This window comes from Micromonospora siamensis, assembly GCF_900090305.1.
Taxonomy (GTDB): domain Bacteria; phylum Actinomycetota; class Actinomycetes; order Mycobacteriales; family Micromonosporaceae; genus Micromonospora; species Micromonospora siamensis.
In genome coordinates, this window is record NZ_LT607751.1 from 4,718,824 (window position 1) to 4,734,556 (window position 15,733).

The window sequence follows — 15,733 nt, forward strand, 5'->3', positions numbered from 1 at the left end:
ACACGGCGGACGAACCAGGGCCTAGTATGGCGTGTGCCCAACGAGCAGCTCCGGCGGATGGACGCCTTCACCTTCCCGTCCTACTCGATCGATCTTGCCACCGGCGAGGCGTTGTTCGACTACGCCCTCACCGGGCCCGACGGCGAGCAGCGGTTCACCGAGGTGATCACCCTGCCGCTGCCCGCCGAGCCGCCCTCGGACGCGACCGTCGCCGCCCTCGGCCGGGTGCTCGAGCTGCTGCACGTGGTGGCCGGGGTCAGCTACTACAAGGCCGCCGCGCCGGCCCGGCTGGTGCTGCCGGCGCCGCTGGGTGCGGCCGCCGTCGAGCTGGTCACCGCCGTCTACACCAAGGGCCTCGCCGAGTACGCGTACCGCAACCAGCTGCCGCACGTGCTCGAACTGCGCCCCGAGGTCCCGGCCGGGTCGGTCGAGGCCGCGGCGCCGCTGGACAACTCCGACCGGCGTCCGCTGTCGGCGGTGGGCGGCGGGAAGGACTCGATCGTCAGCCTGGAGGCGCTGCGCCGGTCCGGCTTCGACCCGGTGCCCTTCTCGGTCAACCCGAACCACGTGATCGTCTCGGTGAACGAGGCGTCCGACCTGCCCGCGCTGGCCGCCCGGCGGCGCATCGACCCGGTGCTGTTCGACCTGAACGCGGCCGGCGCGTTGAACGGCCACATCCCGGTGACCGCGATCAACTCGCTGATCGCGGTGGCCACCGCCGTGCTGCACGGGCTGGGCCCGGTGGTGATGTCCAACGAGCGCTCGGCGTCGGACCCGAACCTGATCTGGGACGGACACGAGATCAACCACCAGTGGTCCAAGGGCGTCGAGGCCGAGGGGCTGCTGCGGGGCGCGCTGGCCGAGCACGCCGGGCTCACCGAGCCGTACTTCTCGCTGCTGCGGTCGCTGTCGGAGCTGCACATCGCCCGGCTCTTCGCCACCATCGACCGGTACGACGGCGTGGTGACCAGCTGCAACGCCGCGTTCAAGCTGCGCGACGCCAGCGAGCGCTGGTGCCGCAACTGCCCGAAGTGCCGGTTCGTCTTCCTGGCCATGGCGCCGTTCATGCCGCGGGAGCGGGTGGTGCACATCTTCGGCGGCGACATGCTGGCCGACGAGGCGCAGATCCCCGGCTACCGGGAGCTGCTCGGGGTGGACGGGCACAAGCCGTTCGAGTGCGTCGGCGAGGTCGAGGAGTCGGTGGTGGCGTTGAGCCTGCTCGCCGAGCAGGACCAGTGGCGCGACGCCCCGGTGGTCCGCGCCCTGGTCGACGCCGTACCCGAGACCGCCTGGGCGACCGCGGCCCGCTCCGACGTCTTCACCCCCGCCGCACCCAACTTCGTCCCAACCCCCTACGCCAAGACCCTCACCACCCTCACCTGACCACCCTCCCCCACCCCGGCCCGGCCCGGCTCAGCCCGTTGATCATGAAGTTGGCGGCAGCGAAACGGGACATTCCGCACCGCTAACCTCATGATCAACGGGCCTGGCCGGCGGTCAGGGGGTGCGGATGGCGTCGAGGGCCAGGAGGGCCACGTGGAGGGAGAGACAGGTCTCGACCGAGTCGAGGTCGGCCTCGAGGATGCGCGCGATCCGGGCCAGGCGTTCATAGAAGGCCGGGCGGGACAGGTGCGCGGCCACGGCCGCGGCGGACTTGTTGCGACCGGAGTCCAGGTACGCCCGCAGGGTGCCCAGCAACTGCTCCCGGGGGTGCTGGGCGTCGTGCGCGAGCAGCGCGCCCAGTTCCCGCTCGACGAAGGTCTGCACCCGCGGCTCGTCACGCAGCAGGTGCAGCAGCCCGGCCAGGCCCACGTGCGGCAGCCGGAAGATCGGCAGGTCCCGGCGGTCCCGGCGGGCGGCGTCGGCGACCTGCCGCGCCTCGATCAACGAACGGCGGGCCTCCCGCAGGGTGCCCACACCGGTGCCGGCGGCCACGATCACCGACCCGGGCCGCCCGGCCGGTGACCGGACCGCCGGGACGTCGACCCGGGTACGGCGCAGCGCCGCCGCGAACGTGGCGAGCGCCTTCTCCTCACCCGTCGCGTCGGGCAGGGCGAGCAGCGCACCGACCGCCTGGTCGTCGACGGCACTGGTCAACGCGGTCAGCTTGGCCTCGCGCAGGGCCTGCCCGACCGCCTCGGCGAGGTCCCGCAGCCGGGCCGGCCCGGCCTCCTGGGTCGCGTCGGGCAGCAGGCCGCTCTCCGCGGGGCCGGCGCCGTTCTCGGCGGCCGGTTCGTCGAGCCGGTGCCGGACCACCACCCCGACCAGGTGCCGGCGTTCCAGCGTCACCCCGAGGGCCCGGGCCCGCAGCGCCACCTCGTCCACCGGCCGGGAGTGGTCCAGCAGCGCGGTGAGCAGGGTCCGGTGGATCTGCCGCTCCAGACCCTCGGCGTCCCGGCGGATCAGCCGGCCCAGGGCCAGGGTGGAGGCGGCCCGCTCCAGCAGGATGGTCAGCCGGGTCGGCGGGGTCCCGGGCGGCCTTGTCTCGGCGGCGCCGCCGGAGGTCAGGTCGCCGCCGCCGGGCCAGCGCAGCAGCAGCCGCCCCCAGTCGTGTCCCCGGGCGCCGACGGTGGTCACCAGCCATCCGGCGTCGGCGTCGTACGCGGTCCGGCCGGCGGGACGGATCCGGCGGGAGTGCTGTTCCCAGCCGTCGAGCAGCAGCTCCGGGCTCTCCCCCGCCGGGTCGTACGCGAGCACCTGCCGGGACAGGTTCTCCAGCACCACCGGGCAGCCGGCCAGCTCGGCGGCCTGCCGGACCACCTCGGCCGGCCCGGCGCCCTCCACCGACAGTTCGGTGAACCGCTGGTGGATCTCCTCGGTGGCGCGCAGCTCGGTAAGCTGGGCGTCCACGATCAGCGCGTGCACCGCCTCGGTGATCCGGACGAACGGGGTGGCCCGGCGCAGCTCCACCAGCGGCAGGCCCCGCCGCTGCGCCGCCGCCGCCATCACCCGGGGCACCGCGCTGGCGTACCGGCGGCCGAGCTCCACCACCAGACCGGAGACGCCCACGTCGGCCAGGTCGCCGATGAACGCGCGCAGCCCGGCGTCGTCGGCGGGCAGGCCGATGCCGGTGGTGAGCACCAGCTCGCCGCCGCCCAGCAGGGTGGCGATGTCGGGCACCTCCGCCACGTGCACCCAGCGCACCCGACGGTCCAGCCCGGCCTCGCCGGCCACCAGTCGGGGGGCGCCGTGCCGGACCGGGTCGAGGGCGAGCACCTCACGGACGGTAGGGAACACGGGCGACACGCTACCGTCCGTGACACCGGTCGGGGAACGACCGTCCCGCCCGGGCGCTCGGCGGCCCCGGGCGCGGCGCCGTGCCGGCGACGGAGGCGACGATCCGGCGGGCAGGAGCGCGCCCACCACGGTCAGAGCGGGTCGTCGCGCCCCAGCTCCCAGCAGGCCACCGCGGTGGCGGCGGCCACGTTGAGCGAGTCGACGCCGCGCCGCATCGGGATCACCACCCGCACGTCGCTGGCGTCCATCGCCGCCCGGGTCAGGCCGGCCCCCTCGGCGCCCATCAGCAGCGCCGACCGGGCCCGCTGGTCGGCGGTGAGCCGCTGGATCGGCACCGCGTCCGGCGCGGGGGTCATCGCCAGCACGGTGAAACCGGCCGCCCGGACCTGCGCGAGCGCGCCCGGCCAGGGCTCCAGCTTCGCGTACGGGATGGCGAAGACCTCCCCCATGCTGACCCGGACGCTGCGCCGGTAGAGCGGGTCGGCGCAGGTCGGCGAGAGCAGCACCGCGTCCACCCCGAGCGCGGCCACCGCCCGGAAGATCGCGCCGAGGTTGGTGTGGTTGTTGACGTCCTCCAGGATCACCACCCGGCGGGCGTCGGCCAGCACCTCGGCGGCGGTGGGCAGCGGCTTGCGGTGGAACGAGCCGAGCACCCCCCGGTGCACGTGGAAGCCGGTGGCTTTCTCCAGCACCTGCTGGGTGGCCGCGTAGACCGGCGTGTCCCCGGTGTCCAGGTCGGCGAGCTGGTCGGCGCGCTTGGCGTCGACCAGGTACGACCGGGCCGGGTAGCCGGCCCGCAGCGCCCGCCGCAGCACCAGCTCCCCCTCGGCGATGAACAGGCCGTGCGGGGGTTCCCAGCGGGTCCGCAGCTCGACGTCGGTCAACGCGCGGTAGTCGGCGATCCGCTCGTCGTCGGGGTCGGTGATCTCGTGGACGGGCACCCGACGATTCTGCCCGGTGCCCGTCCCGAGCCGGTCGGGGCGGTCGCCGGATGCGTCGCCGGCCACCGGCCGCGGCGGTGGCGGGATGCTTGCGGCCACCGGCTAGCGTCGGCACCCATGGCCCGCCCGCTGCTGATCGCCCTCGTCGGCATCGACGGTTCCGGCAAGAGCACCCAGGCCCGGGCGCTGGCCCGGCGGCTCACCGGGCGGGGCGAACCGGCCCGGTACTTCGAGAACGCCGGCGGTCGCCCGCTGTGGAACCGGCTGGCCCGGGCGCTCGGCCGGCCCGACGGGGTGGCACTGTTCGGTCGTACCCTCTATCCGCTGCTGGAGGCGACGACGCGCGCGGCGGCGATGGGACGGACCGTGCTGTGGTGCCGGCTGACCGGCCGGACCGGGGTGCTGGACCGGTGGACCTGGTGCCAGCACGTGATCATGGTCGCCCGGGGTGACCGCTGGCGGCGGCTGGTCCGCGCCGCGTACGCCGGCTTTCCCCGGCCCGACGTGGTCTGCTTCCTGGCGGTGCCGCCGGCGGTGGCGCAGGCGCGGGTCCTGGCCCGGGGCATCGACACCGAGGAGCTGGCCCACCTGGACGCGCTGGACGCCGGCTACCGGTCGTTGCCGGAGTTCGGCTCGTTCGTCGTGGTCGACGGCGACCGGCCGCCGGACGAGGTGGCCGCCGCCCTGGACCGGGTGGTGGCGGCGCAGGCCGCCCGGTAATCGGCTGCGGCCGTCCCCGACGCCCGGCTACCTTGTGGATCATGGAATACCGTCTGGTCGACCGGCTGCCCACCGTCGAGGAGTTCGTCGCGGTCACCCGCGCGGTGGGCTGGGGCGACGCGTACGACCCTGCGGCCATCCCGGCGTCGCTGGCCGCCACCCTGCACGCCGTGGTCGCCGTGGAGGGCGAGCGGGTGATCGGGTTGGGCCGGCTGATCGGCGACGGTGCGATCTACTACTACCTCCAGGACCTCGCCGTGCTGCCCGAACGGCAGCGGCGTGGGGTGGGCGCCGCGATCCTGCGCCGGCTCGACGAGTGGCTCGCCGGCCGCGCCTCGACCCGGACCTTCGTCGGCCTCTTCGCCGCGGGCGACTCGGTCGCCCTCTACCGCCGCTTCGGGTACGCCGTACACGACGACATGACCGGCATGTTCCGCGTCGGCCCGCCCCGGGTGTGACGAAGGGCCCCCGGTGAACCGGGGGCCCTTCGGTGACGACGGCTCAGCCGCGGCGGCCCTGGAGCCAGCGCATGATGTCCGCCGGCAGGCCCTGCTCGTTCTGCGGCTGCTGCGGCTCGGTCGGCCGCGGCGACGGGCGCGGCGGCTCCGGCCGCTGCGGGTCGCCGGCCAGCGCGGCGCTGGGCGCGGTGAAGTCGCGCACCGGCAGCGGATCCACGGCGGTACGGATGGTCCGGGCGACCGCGTCGATCACCTCGGACTGCACCGCCGAGCCCACCAGGTCGTTGGGGTCGTCCGGGTTGGCGGCGATCCCGGCCACCGCCACCTGCGGGGTGAACCCGACGAAGGTCTCGGTGGCGTTCTTCTCCGAGCTGCCGGTCTTGCCGGCGACCGGCCGGCCGACGATCCCGTCGACCCCGCTGGCCGTACCGCCGTTGCACTGCCCGTACGCCGACTGCTGGCCCACCGGGCAGCGCGCCGCGTCGGTGGCCGCCCGGGCCACGTCCTCGCTGAGCACCCGCTTGCAGGACGGTTGTCCCACCGGCACCTTCGCGCCGTCCGGGGTGGTCACCGACACCACCGGCGTCGGCGCGCAGTACATCCCCTCCGAGGCGACCGTGGCGTACGCGTTGGCCAGGTCCAGCGGGGTGGTGGCGGCCACGCCGAGGGTGAACGCGCCCCAGTTCCTCGCGTCGTGCGCGGCGAAGTCGGCGTCGGCCTTCGACCGGAAGGTGATGCCGAGGCGCTGGGCCATCTCCACCACCTTGTCCTCGCCGACCTGCTCGGCCAGCCAGACGAAGTAGGTGTTCACCGAGCGGCCGAAGCCGTCCCACATCATCCGGTAGCCGTCCATCCGCTCCGGGTTGGCGTTGGCCGGGCACCACTTGCCGTCACAGCTGGTCTCGCTGTCGTCGGCGTACCGGGTGGGCAGCTTGCTGGGCGCGTCGAAACCGGTCGAGAGGGTACGCCCCGACTCCAGCGCGGCGAGCATGGTGAACATCTTGAACGTCGACCCGGCCTGGTAGCCCTCGACGCTGCCCCCGCCGGAGATCAGCGGGTTCATGGTCTCGCCCTTGCCCAGCCCGTACTGCCGGTTGACGGCCATGGCGAGGACCCGGCCGGTGCCCGGTTCCACGGCGGCGATGGGCAGCGCCCGCTTGGCGCCGTCGGCGTACACCTTGCGGGCCTGTGCGACGGCGGTGGCCTGCACGGCCGGGTCGAGCGAGGTGACCACCCGGTAGCCGCCGCGGCGCAGCGCCTGCTCGCGCTCCTCCGGGTTGGCGCCGAAGGCGGGCTGGGTCAGCCACCAGCGGCGCAGGTAGTCGCAGAAGAAGCCGGTGTCGGCGGTGGAGGTGGCGGTGCAACCGTTGGGCTGGTCGGTCGGGCGCAGGGTCAGCTTCTCGGCCTTGGCCGCCGCCGCCTGCGCCGCGGTGATCTTGCCGGTGTCGACCATCGAGTCGAGCACGTAACCCCGCCGCTCCAGCGCGGCCTGCTTGTCGCCGTCGATCGGGCTGTACTGGTCCGGGGACTGGACCAGGCCGGCGATCAGGGCCGCCTCACCGAGGGTCAGGTCCGCCGGCGCCTTGGCGAAGTACCGCTGGCTGGCCGCCGCGATCCCGTACGCGCCGGAGCCGAAGTAGGCGATGTTCAGGTAGCGGTTGAGGATCTCGTCCTTGCTGAGCCGGTCCTCCAGCGCGGTGGCGTACCTGATCTCCTGGAGCTTGCGGCCCACGGTCTGCTCGGTGGCCGCGGCCCGCTCCTCGGCGCTGCGGCTGGGGTCGGTCTTGAGCACGTTGCGGACGTACTGCATGGTCAGGGTCGAGCCGCCCTGGGCGGTGCCCCCGCCGGTGACGTTGGCGACCAGGGCCCGGGCCATGCCGCGCAGGTCCGCGCCGCCGTGCGAGTAGAACCGCCGGTCCTCGGCCGCCACGATCGCGTCCCGCATCACCGGCGCGATCTCGGCCAGCGGCACGTCGCTGCGGTTGACGTCGTAGAACGTGGTGAGCAGCGTCCTGCCGTCCTTCGCGTAGAGGTAGGAGCGCTGCGGCTGGGCGGGGGTGCGCAGCGCCGCCGGCAGGTCGTCGAACGCGGTGAACCCGGCCTTGGTGGCGGCGCCGGCGAGCAGGCTGCCGGGCAGCGCGGCGACCGCGACGACGAGGCCGGCCAGCAGGCCGGCGAGCAGCACGGTGAGGAGCCGCGACAGCGGCGACCGGGGTCGGGACATGGCTGCAAGGATTGCCGCGGGGGCGAGAAGCGGGCCACCCCGCCGCACGATTGTCAGCTAACTCACGGTGACCTACCAGCAATCTCCCCATCTCACGGCCCCACCGTCCCCACCGTCCCCTTCCCCACCCCCGTCGATCAAGGAGTTTGCGTCTCCGGACGGCCCCGGGGACGACGCAAACTCCTTGATCGACGCCAGGAGAGGGTGGTCAGGCGGCGGGGAGGGGGCCCTGGGGGGTGTCGGGTGGGGGTGGGGCGACGACGCTGGCGGTGGCGGCGTCCCGGGCGATGGCCTGCGGCACCAGGCGGCCGGAGCGGTAGCCGATGCCGATGCCGGCGATCAGCACGAAGATCGCGCCGAAGGTCTGCAACGAGCCGATCAGGGCGCCGGCCAGACCGAGCAGCGGTGCGGCGATCATCAGCATCACCCCGTCGCCGACGGCGAACATCCCGGAGCGGGCCACCGACCAGCCGGTGGCCAGCCAGCCGGCCGTGTACAGGGTCGCCCCGGCCAGCACCAGCGTGCGGGCGGTGGTGCCGAAGACGGGGGCCTGCTCGGCCAGCCCGGCGAAGGGCAGCATCAGCACGGTGCCGGCGATGCCGAGCAGCAGTCCGGCCGCGGCGACCCGGCGGCTGCGGGTGGCCGCCAGCAGCCCGGTCAGCGCGAGCTGGGCGAGCAGCCCGAGCCAGACCGCCGCCACCCAACCCACCAGGTAGAGCGCGCTGCCGTCGGCCGGGTAGGGCGCCCGGCCGACCCCGCCGTCACTGACCATGGCCACCACGCCGTAGAGGACGGCGTACGCCGGCAGCAGCCAGACCGCCGCGCGGGCGAACCGTCGCACCGACCAGGCCCAGCTGGCGTTGGTGGCCGGCGCGGCCGGCCCCGGGTCGCCGACGAACGGCAGGACCCCGAACCCGCCGCCGGTACGCCGGCTGCCGAGCGGCCCGGTCGGGTCGTGCACCCCGGGCACCGGAGTCCTGGAGAAGAGGCCGTTCGCCGGATCCTTCATGCGTCACCTCGCTGCGCTGGGTGACGGGCGGGGTGGGTACGCGCACCGGCGCCCCGGTCCTGGCCACCACCCGTCGTCTACGACCGATGGTTTCAGGCACCGGGGCGCCGCATGAGTCTTTCTCGCATTTGCCGTCCGGGTCCGGACGGCACCGGGTTCAGCCGCGTTCGCGCTGGTCCGCCGGGTCGCTGAGCAGGCTGTCCGGGGAGACCGGCTCCGGCGCCGGCAGCCCCTGCGGCGCGTTGCCGCCGGTGGCCTGCGCCTCGGCGACGCGTACCTCGTCGTGGATCTGCTGCGCGGCGCTGGCCGCGGCCCGGGCCGCCTCCGCGGCCTCCCGCTCGACCTGGCTGGCGTGGTCGGCCGCCTCCGGCGCGGGCACGTCCCCCACCATGTTGGCCAGCCCACCGAGCGCGCCACCCATGCCCTCCAGGGCCTTGGTCAGCTCGGTCGGCACGATCCAGACCTTGTTGGCGGTGCCGTTGGCGATCTGCGGCAGGGCCTGCAGGTATTGGTAGGCGAGCACCTTCTGGCTCGGGTTGGCCTGGTGGATGGCGTCGAAGACGGTACGGATCGCCTTGGCCTGACCCTCGGCCTGGAGGATGCGGGCCTGCCGGTCACCGTCGGCGCGCAGCACCGCGGCCTGCTTCTCACCCTCGGCGGTGAGGATCTGCGACTGCTTGTGCCCCTCGGCGTTCAGGATCGCCGCCCGGCGGTCCCGCTCGGCGCGCATCTGCTTCTCCATCGAGTCCCGGATGCTCGGCGGCGGCTCGATCGCCTTGATCTCGACCCGGGTGACCTTGATGCCCCACCGGCCGGTGGTCTCGTCCAGCACGCCCGACAGGTGCCGGTTGATCTCCTCGCGGCTGGTCAGCGCGCGCTCCAGGTCGAGCGAACCGATGACGTTGCGCAGCGTGGTGACGGTGAGCTGCTCGATGGCCTGGATGAAGTTGGCGATCTCGTAGGTGGCCCGGACCGAGTCCACCACCTTGTAGTAGAGAACGGTGTCGATCGACACCACCAGGTTGTCCGAGGTGATCACCGGCTGCGGCGGGAAGCTGACCACCTGCTCACGCATGTCGACCTTGGTCCGGACCGCGTCGACGAAGGGGACCAGGAGGTTCAGCCCCGGGTTCAGGGTGCGCTTGTACTTGCCCAGCCGCTCCACCACGTCCTGCCGCTGCTGCGGCACGATGCGTACCGCCTTCACCAACGTCACCACGACGATCAACGCCACGGCGGCCAACAGGACCGCTGCAAATTCCATAGGGCTCACCTTTTCGCTTCCGGCAGTTGGCCGGTGGAGGAAACGTCGTCCTGCCACACCAGGGCGGTGGCGCCCCGGACCTTGATCACCTGAACCCGCTCACCGGGGACGAAACTCTGCGTCGCGTCGTACGACCGGGCGCTCCACAACTCACCGTCGATCTTGACCATGCCGCGCTCGGAGTCGACGGGCTCCAGCACCAGCGCGGTCGATCCCTCGATCGCCTCCACCCCGAACGGCTGCTCACCGGTCTCCAGCGCCGACCGGGAGTGCCGGCGGATCACCGGGCGGGCCACGGCCACGGAGAGGGCGGAGACCAGCGCGAACACCACCGCCTGCGCGGCGACCGGCGCACCCAGGGCGGCGGCGCCGGCGGCGGCGAACGCCCCGGCGGCGAACATGATCAGGAACAGCGTCGTCGTGAAGATCTCGGCGACGGCCAGTACGACTCCCAGAACGATCCACACCACCGCGTCCACGACCCAACTGTGGCACGTGAATGCACGTGTCATCGAACTGTCATGATCGGTAGGCTCATCGCACCGCCACCCGAGGAGGACTTCCGTGCCCCTGCTGCCCGAGACCGTCCGCGAGGTCGACGCCCGGGTCGCCCGGGCCCAGGCGGAGGGACGTGCCCCGTCACTGGTGGTCGGCGTGGTCCGCGACGGCGACCTGACCCACCTGGCCGCGGCGGGCGAACACCCACGCCCGGACGCCGACCTGCAGTACCGGCTCGGATCGATCAGCAAGACCATGACGGCGGTGCTGGTCCTGCAACAGCGCGACGCCGGCCGGCTGGCGCTGGACGACCCCCTGGAGCGACACCTGCCCGGCACCGGAGTCGGCGGACTCACCCTGCGGCAACTCCTCGGGCACGCCAGCGGGCTGCAACGGGAACCGGACGGTCCCTGGTGGGAACGCAACGCCGGCGGGGACCTGGCCACCCTGCTCGCCGGGCTCAACCCCGGCAAGCTCGCCTTCCCGCCACACCGCTCCTACCACTACTCGAACCTGGCTTACGGGCTGCTCGGCGGGGTGCTGGAGGCGGTCACCGGCACGCCGTGGTTCGCGCTGCTGCGCGAACGGGTGCTCGAACCGCTGGGCCTGCGCCGCACCACCTACCAGGCCACCGAGCCGTTCGCCCGCGGCTACGTGGTGCACCCCTGGCACGAGACCGTGCGCGAGGAGCCGCGCACCGACACCGGGGCGATGGCCCCGGCCGGTCAGCTCTGGTCCACCGCCACCGACCTGGCCCGCTGGGCGGCCTTCCTGGCCGACCCCGATCCGGCCGTGCTGGCGCCGGAGACGCTCACCGAGATGTGCGTACCGGTGGCGATCAACGACCTGGAGAGCTGGCGCGGCGGGCACGGCCTGGGCGTCGAGCTCTACCGCGAGGGCGACCGGGTGTACGTCGGCCACGGCGGCTCGATGCCCGGCTACGTCGCCGGCCTCGCCGTGCACCGGCCCAGCCGGACCGCGGCGGTCAGCTTCGCCAACTCGTACGGGATGCGCAACGGCCACCACGTCACCGCCCTGGCCCGCGGCGTGCTCACCCACGTGCTGGACGCCGAGCCCACCCCGCCCGCGCCCTGGCGCCCGACGGCCACCGCGCCGGTCGGCGAGGTCGCCGACCTCACCGGCCGCTGGTGGTGGATGGGCATCGAGTACGAGTTCCGCGCCGACGCCGGCGACCTGCTCGGCGGTCCGGTGGGGCTGGCGACGCTCCGGTTCAGCCCGGAGGGGCCGGACCGGTGGCGGGGCCGCTCCGGCGGACAGGACGGCGAGATCCTGAGCGTGCTGCGCGACGACGCCGGCCGGCCGGTGGGGCTGGACATCGGCACCTTCGTCTTCACCCGCTCCCCCGACCAGGAGCCCTGACCCGCCGTCCGCGACACCCGACACCCGGCCTTCCGCTCCGCTCCGCGCCTGCGTGCAGTGCGCGGAGCGGGCGGTGCACGGCGCGCTGAGCCGGCGGATGTGAGTGGTGGGGCGCCTACAGACTTGAGAGCACCGACGACTCAGAGGCGTGAGTCATCCACGCCCTCAAGTCTGTAGCGTCGGAGTCGGAACACCGGGCCGGGCCGCCAGCGATCCGGCGGGCGGGCGGGGCGGCGATCCGGCGGACGGGCGGCGATCCGGCGGGCGGTCCCGTCGCCGGCACGCCGTCAGGCCGGCTCGGTCACGAAGTCGATCAGGCGTTCCATGGCGTTGATCAGCGGCGTCTCCACGTCGGCGAAACTGTCCACCCGGGACAGGATGTGCCGCCACATGTCGGCCGGCTCGGCCACCCCGAGCGCGGCGCAGACGCCCTCCTTCCACGGCCGGCCCGGCGGCACCACCGGCCAGGCCGCGATGCCCAGCGCCTTCGGCTTCACCGCCTGCCAGACGTCGACGTACGGGTGGCCGGTGACCAGCACGTGCGGCGAGGTCACCTTCGCCACGATCCGGCTCTCCTTGGAGCCCGGCACCAGGTGGTCGACCAGCACGCCGAGCCGTCGACCCGGGCCGGGGGCGAAGGTCCGAACCTCCGCGTCGAGGGCGTCGATGCCGTCCAGCGGCTCCACGACCACGCCCTCGATCCGCAGGTCGTCACCCCAGATCCGCTCCACCAGCGCGGCGTCGTGCACCCCTTCGACCCAGATCCGGCTGGCCTTGGCGACCTGCGCCCGGACGTTCGCCACGGCGACCGAGCCGGAGGCGGTCCGCCGGCGGGCCGCCGGGACGGGCGCGCGGGCCGGCCGGCGCAGCGTCACCGGCTCGCCGTCGAGCAGGAACGCGGCCGGCAACAGGGGAAAGTTGCGCCGGCGGCCGTGCCGGTCCTCCAGCACCACGGCACCGGACTCGAAGCCGACGACGGCGCCGCAGAATCCCGAGTCGGCGTCCTCGACGACCAGGTCCGGTTCGGCGTCCACCTCGGGGATCGCCTTGCGCCGTCGCCAGTTCCCCGCCAGCACGTCCTCGCCATATCGCCCGGCCATTCGATCACGCTAACCCGCCGGCCCGTCCGGCACCTCCCGACGCGCCGCCCGCCGACGTCCGCTCACCGCCCAGCGGACCCATGAGTGGGTTGGAGCGGCGGGAAAGTGGGCGAAAGGGGCAGTTGGGGGCAGGCCTCGCCGGGGGTGCGGCAGTCGAGACAGGGACGGCGGTCAGCACGTACCCTTTTCGGCATGTCCCTCCCCACAGCGGGCGCGGCCACCCTGACGCCGCGCCGGTCGAGCCGGTTCGTCGCCTGGGCGCGCGCGTGGCGCGCCGGGCTGGTGCCCTTCGACGAGGTGCCCGACTCCATCGCCGGCGACGAGGAGCACATGGTCGCCGACGCACCCGGCACCTGGACCGACGTGTCGCTGCGGGAGGCGCTGCCGCTGCTCGCGAAGCTCTCCCCCGACGAGATCCGCCTGGTGCTGCCCGCGCCGGGCGACCCGCGTGGCCTGCCCGGCCCCGGTGACTTCGCCGGGGCCGCGCTGCTCGCCGGGGAGGCCGTGGTGGCCGGCGGGATCGGCGTCATCCCCGAGGTCCGCAGCCACACCTCCGGCTCGGGCATGACCTGGGAGACGGTGCTCTGGCGGTGCTACCCGCTGCCGGCCGACGCGCCGAAGGCGTCGCTGAGCGCCCCGGGCGCCGCCGAGGCCGAGGCCGAACTGGCCGCCGCGCTGGCCGAGAGCACCGCCGCGCTGACCCGGCTCGACGTGGCGCAGTGGCGGCCCGAGCTGGCCGGCGCGCTGGCCGCGCTGCGCCGCCCCGACGGCACCACCGACCTGCCGCCCGGCTTCGACCCGCGCGCCCGCCGGCTCTTCGCCCGCGCCGCCGTGCTGGACCGGGTCCTCGCCCTCGCCGGGCACAGCGCGCCCGGTGGCGCCATCAACAACTACGAGGCGCAGCAGCGCGACGCCGCGCTGCGACCGCTCACCACCGCCTGCCGGCAGGCGCTCGTCGCCGCCTGCAACGCCCCGCTGCGCCCCTGAACGGCGGCCCGTCGGGCCTCAGATCTCGTCGATCAGGTCGGCCACCGAGTTGACGATCCGTGAGGGCCGGTACGGGTAGCGCTCCGCCTCGGAGCGGGAGCTGATCCCGGTCAGCACCAGGATCGTCTCCAACCCGGCCTCCAGCCCGCACAGGATGTCGGTGTCCATCCGGTCGCCGATCATCGCCGTGCTCTCCGAGTGCGCCTCGATGGTGTTCAACGCCGAGCGCATCATCATCGGGTTCGGCTTGCCGACGAAGTACGGCTCCACCCCGGTCGCCTTGGAGATCATCGCCGCCACCGAGCCGGCGGCCGGCAACGCGCCCTCCACCGACGGGCCGGTCACGTCCGGATTGGTGCAGATGAACCGGGCCCCGTCGTTGATCAGCCGGACCGCCTTGGTGATCGCCTCGAAGCTGTAGGTGCGGGTCTCCCCCAGCACCACGTAGTCCGGGGCGAAGTCGGTCAGCACGTAGCCCACCGCGTGCAGCGCCGTGGTGAGCCCGGCCTCGCCGATCACGTACGCGGTGCCGCCCGGCCGCTGGTCGGCCAGGAACTGCCCGGTGGCCAGGGCCGACGACCAGATCGCCTCCTCCGGCACGTCCAGGCCCATCCGCACCAGCCGGGCCTGAAGGTCCCGCGGGGTGTAGATGGAGTTGTTGGTCAGCACCAGGAACGGCTTGCCGGAGGCGCGGAGCTTCTTGACGAACTCCGGGGCGCCCGGCACCGGCTGACCCTCGTGCACCAGCACGCCGTCCATGTCGGTGAGCCAGCTCTGCACCGGCTTGCGGTCATGCATCTGTCGTCCCCAGGGGTGTCGGAGGTCGGTTCCGGCTCACGGCCGGCGGGCGGCCGGCACGCAGCACGGCGTGGGGCAGGTGTCCCACATCGGCAACTCGCCGAGGCGGCGGCGCAGCCGCTCCCCGTCCGGGGTGGTGCGCTCGGCCACCAGCTCGCGGACCATCGCCACGAACCGCGGGTCGGTGCCCGGGGTGCCGGCCCGGACGAAGTCCAGCCCGAGCTGCTTGGCGGTCTCCAGGGCCTCGGTGTCCAGGTCCCACACCACCTCCAGGTGGTCCGAGACGAACCCGATCGGGCTGACCACCACGCTGGTGACGCCCTGCTCGACGAGCGCGGTCAGGTGGTCGTTGATGTCCGGCTCCAGCCACGGCACCTGCGGCGGGCCGGAGCGGCTCTGCCAGACCAGGTCGTACGGCAGGTCGGGCGCGGCGGCGGCGTGCACCAGGCGGGCCGTCTCCGCCATCTGGGCGGTGTACCGGCCGCCGGTCGGGCCGGCGGTGGCCGCCGCCGAGCTGGGGATGGAGTGGGCGGTGAAGACCAGCCGGGTGCTGTCCCGCTTCGCCGGGTCGAGCTGGGCCAGGGCGGCGCGTACCGCGTCGGCGTGCGGCTCGACGAAGCCCGGGTGGTCCCAGAACTGGCGCAGCTTCTCGATCACCGGGGCGTCCGGGCCGACCGCCGCACGGGCCGCCGCGATGTCCTCCTGGTACTGCCGGCAGGACGAGTACCCGCCGTACGCGCTGGTCACGAAGGCCAGCGCCCGCTCGACCCCGTCGTCGCGCATCTGCGCCACGGTGTCGGCGAGCATCGGGTCCCAGTTCCGGTTGCCCCAGTAGACCGGCAGGTCGATGCCGTTCGCCGCGAAGTCGTCGCGGATCGCGGCGAGCAGGTCACGGCACTGCTGGTTGATCGGGGAGACCCCGCCGAAGTGCAGGTAGTGCTCGGCGACCTCGGCGAGCCGCTCCGGGGGCACCCCCCGGCCCCGGGTCACGTTCTGCAGGAAGGGAAGCACGTCCTCGGGCCGCTCCGGGCCACCGAAGGAGACCAGCACCAACGCGTCGTACGCCATGGTCCCCATTCTTCCCCGCCCGCCGTGACGCCCCCTGGTCGGGGCGGTT

At 73.9% G+C, this 15,733-nt stretch carries 14 protein-coding genes; 5 read left to right on the forward strand and 9 right to left on the reverse strand.

Features of this window, described 5'->3' with window-relative positions:
• Nucleotides 1-33: 33 nt before the first annotated feature.
• Entirely contained in the window at nt 34-1,383 is a 1,350-nt protein-coding gene (locus tag GA0074704_RS21435; RefSeq protein ID WP_088972160.1) for a hypothetical protein, read from the forward strand.
• A gap of 114 nt (nt 1,384-1,497) precedes the next feature.
• On the opposite strand, the gene GA0074704_RS21440 is transcribed toward GA0074704_RS21435, so the two are convergent.
• Together GA0074704_RS21440 and GA0074704_RS21445 are read right to left on the reverse strand one after the other, a co-directional pair.
• Nucleotides 1,498-3,237, reverse strand: coding sequence for a PucR family transcriptional regulator (locus GA0074704_RS21440; protein WP_446686031.1), 1,740 nt, complete (start codon nt 3,235-3,237; stop codon nt 1,498-1,500).
• Between the two features lie 131 nt (nt 3,238-3,368).
• On the reverse strand, nt 3,369-4,244 hold the full coding sequence (locus tag GA0074704_RS21445; RefSeq protein ID WP_231926629.1) for a TrmH family RNA methyltransferase: 876 nt from the start codon (nt 4,242-4,244) through the stop codon (nt 3,369-3,371).
• A 51-nt stretch (nt 4,245-4,295) separates the two neighbouring features.
• Here GA0074704_RS21445 and GA0074704_RS21450 point away from each other — a divergent pair, with 51 nt between their 5' ends.
• Together GA0074704_RS21450 and GA0074704_RS21455 are read left to right on the forward strand one after the other, a co-directional pair.
• Nucleotides 4,296-4,898: a dTMP kinase gene (locus GA0074704_RS21450; protein ID WP_088972162.1), complete on the forward strand. Its 603-nt coding sequence runs from the start codon at nt 4,296-4,298 to the stop codon at nt 4,896-4,898.
• Between the two features lie 41 nt (nt 4,899-4,939).
• Nucleotides 4,940-5,356: a GNAT family N-acetyltransferase gene (locus tag GA0074704_RS21455; protein WP_088972163.1), complete on the forward strand. Its 417-nt coding sequence runs from the start codon at nt 4,940-4,942 to the stop codon at nt 5,354-5,356.
• A 43-nt stretch (nt 5,357-5,399) separates the two neighbouring features.
• Here the strand turns inward: GA0074704_RS21455 and GA0074704_RS21460 are convergent, their stop codons facing one another.
• The 4 genes from GA0074704_RS21460 to GA0074704_RS21475 form a co-directional block, all read right to left on the reverse strand.
• Entirely contained in the window at nt 5,400-7,580 is a 2,181-nt protein-coding gene (locus tag GA0074704_RS21460; RefSeq protein WP_088972164.1) for a transglycosylase domain-containing protein, read from the reverse strand.
• Between the two features lie 208 nt (nt 7,581-7,788).
• The gene (locus GA0074704_RS21465) at nt 7,789-8,589 is read right to left on the reverse strand and encodes a hypothetical protein (RefSeq protein ID WP_088972165.1); all 801 of its coding nucleotides are present in this window, start codon (nt 8,587-8,589) and stop codon (nt 7,789-7,791) included.
• A gap of 157 nt (nt 8,590-8,746) precedes the next feature.
• The gene (locus tag GA0074704_RS21470) at nt 8,747-9,853 is read right to left on the reverse strand and encodes an SPFH domain-containing protein (protein ID WP_088972166.1); all 1,107 of its coding nucleotides are present in this window, start codon (nt 9,851-9,853) and stop codon (nt 8,747-8,749) included.
• Between the two features lie 5 nt (nt 9,854-9,858).
• Nucleotides 9,859-10,332, reverse strand: a complete 474-nt coding sequence (locus tag GA0074704_RS21475; protein ID WP_088972167.1) for an NfeD family protein — start codon at nt 10,330-10,332, stop codon at nt 9,859-9,861.
• An 85-nt stretch (nt 10,333-10,417) separates the two neighbouring features.
• On the opposite strand from GA0074704_RS21475, the gene GA0074704_RS21480 reads away from it, so the two are divergent.
• The gene (locus GA0074704_RS21480; RefSeq protein WP_088972168.1) at nt 10,418-11,731 is read left to right on the forward strand and encodes a serine hydrolase domain-containing protein; all 1,314 of its coding nucleotides are present in this window, start codon (nt 10,418-10,420) and stop codon (nt 11,729-11,731) included.
• A gap of 287 nt (nt 11,732-12,018) precedes the next feature.
• On the opposite strand, the gene GA0074704_RS21485 is transcribed toward GA0074704_RS21480, so the two are convergent.
• Entirely contained in the window at nt 12,019-12,831 is an 813-nt protein-coding gene (locus tag GA0074704_RS21485; RefSeq protein WP_088972169.1) for a DUF3097 domain-containing protein, read from the reverse strand.
• A gap of 192 nt (nt 12,832-13,023) precedes the next feature.
• Between GA0074704_RS21485 and GA0074704_RS21490 the strand changes: the two genes are divergently transcribed.
• A complete protein-coding gene (locus tag GA0074704_RS21490; protein WP_088972170.1) occupies nt 13,024-13,818 on the forward strand; it encodes a hypothetical protein in 795 nt (264 codons plus the stop codon).
• Between the two features lie 18 nt (nt 13,819-13,836).
• On the opposite strand, the gene GA0074704_RS21495 is transcribed toward GA0074704_RS21490, so the two are convergent.
• On the reverse strand, nt 13,837-14,616 hold the full coding sequence (locus tag GA0074704_RS21495) for an HAD-IIA family hydrolase (RefSeq protein WP_088972171.1): 780 nt from the start codon (nt 14,614-14,616) through the stop codon (nt 13,837-13,839).
• Between the two features lie 36 nt (nt 14,617-14,652).
• Nucleotides 14,653-15,684 (reverse strand): ferrochelatase, encoded by a 1,032-nt coding sequence (locus GA0074704_RS21500; protein WP_088973865.1) that lies wholly within the window; start codon nt 15,682-15,684, stop codon nt 14,653-14,655.
• Nucleotides 15,685-15,733 lie beyond the last annotated feature (49 nt).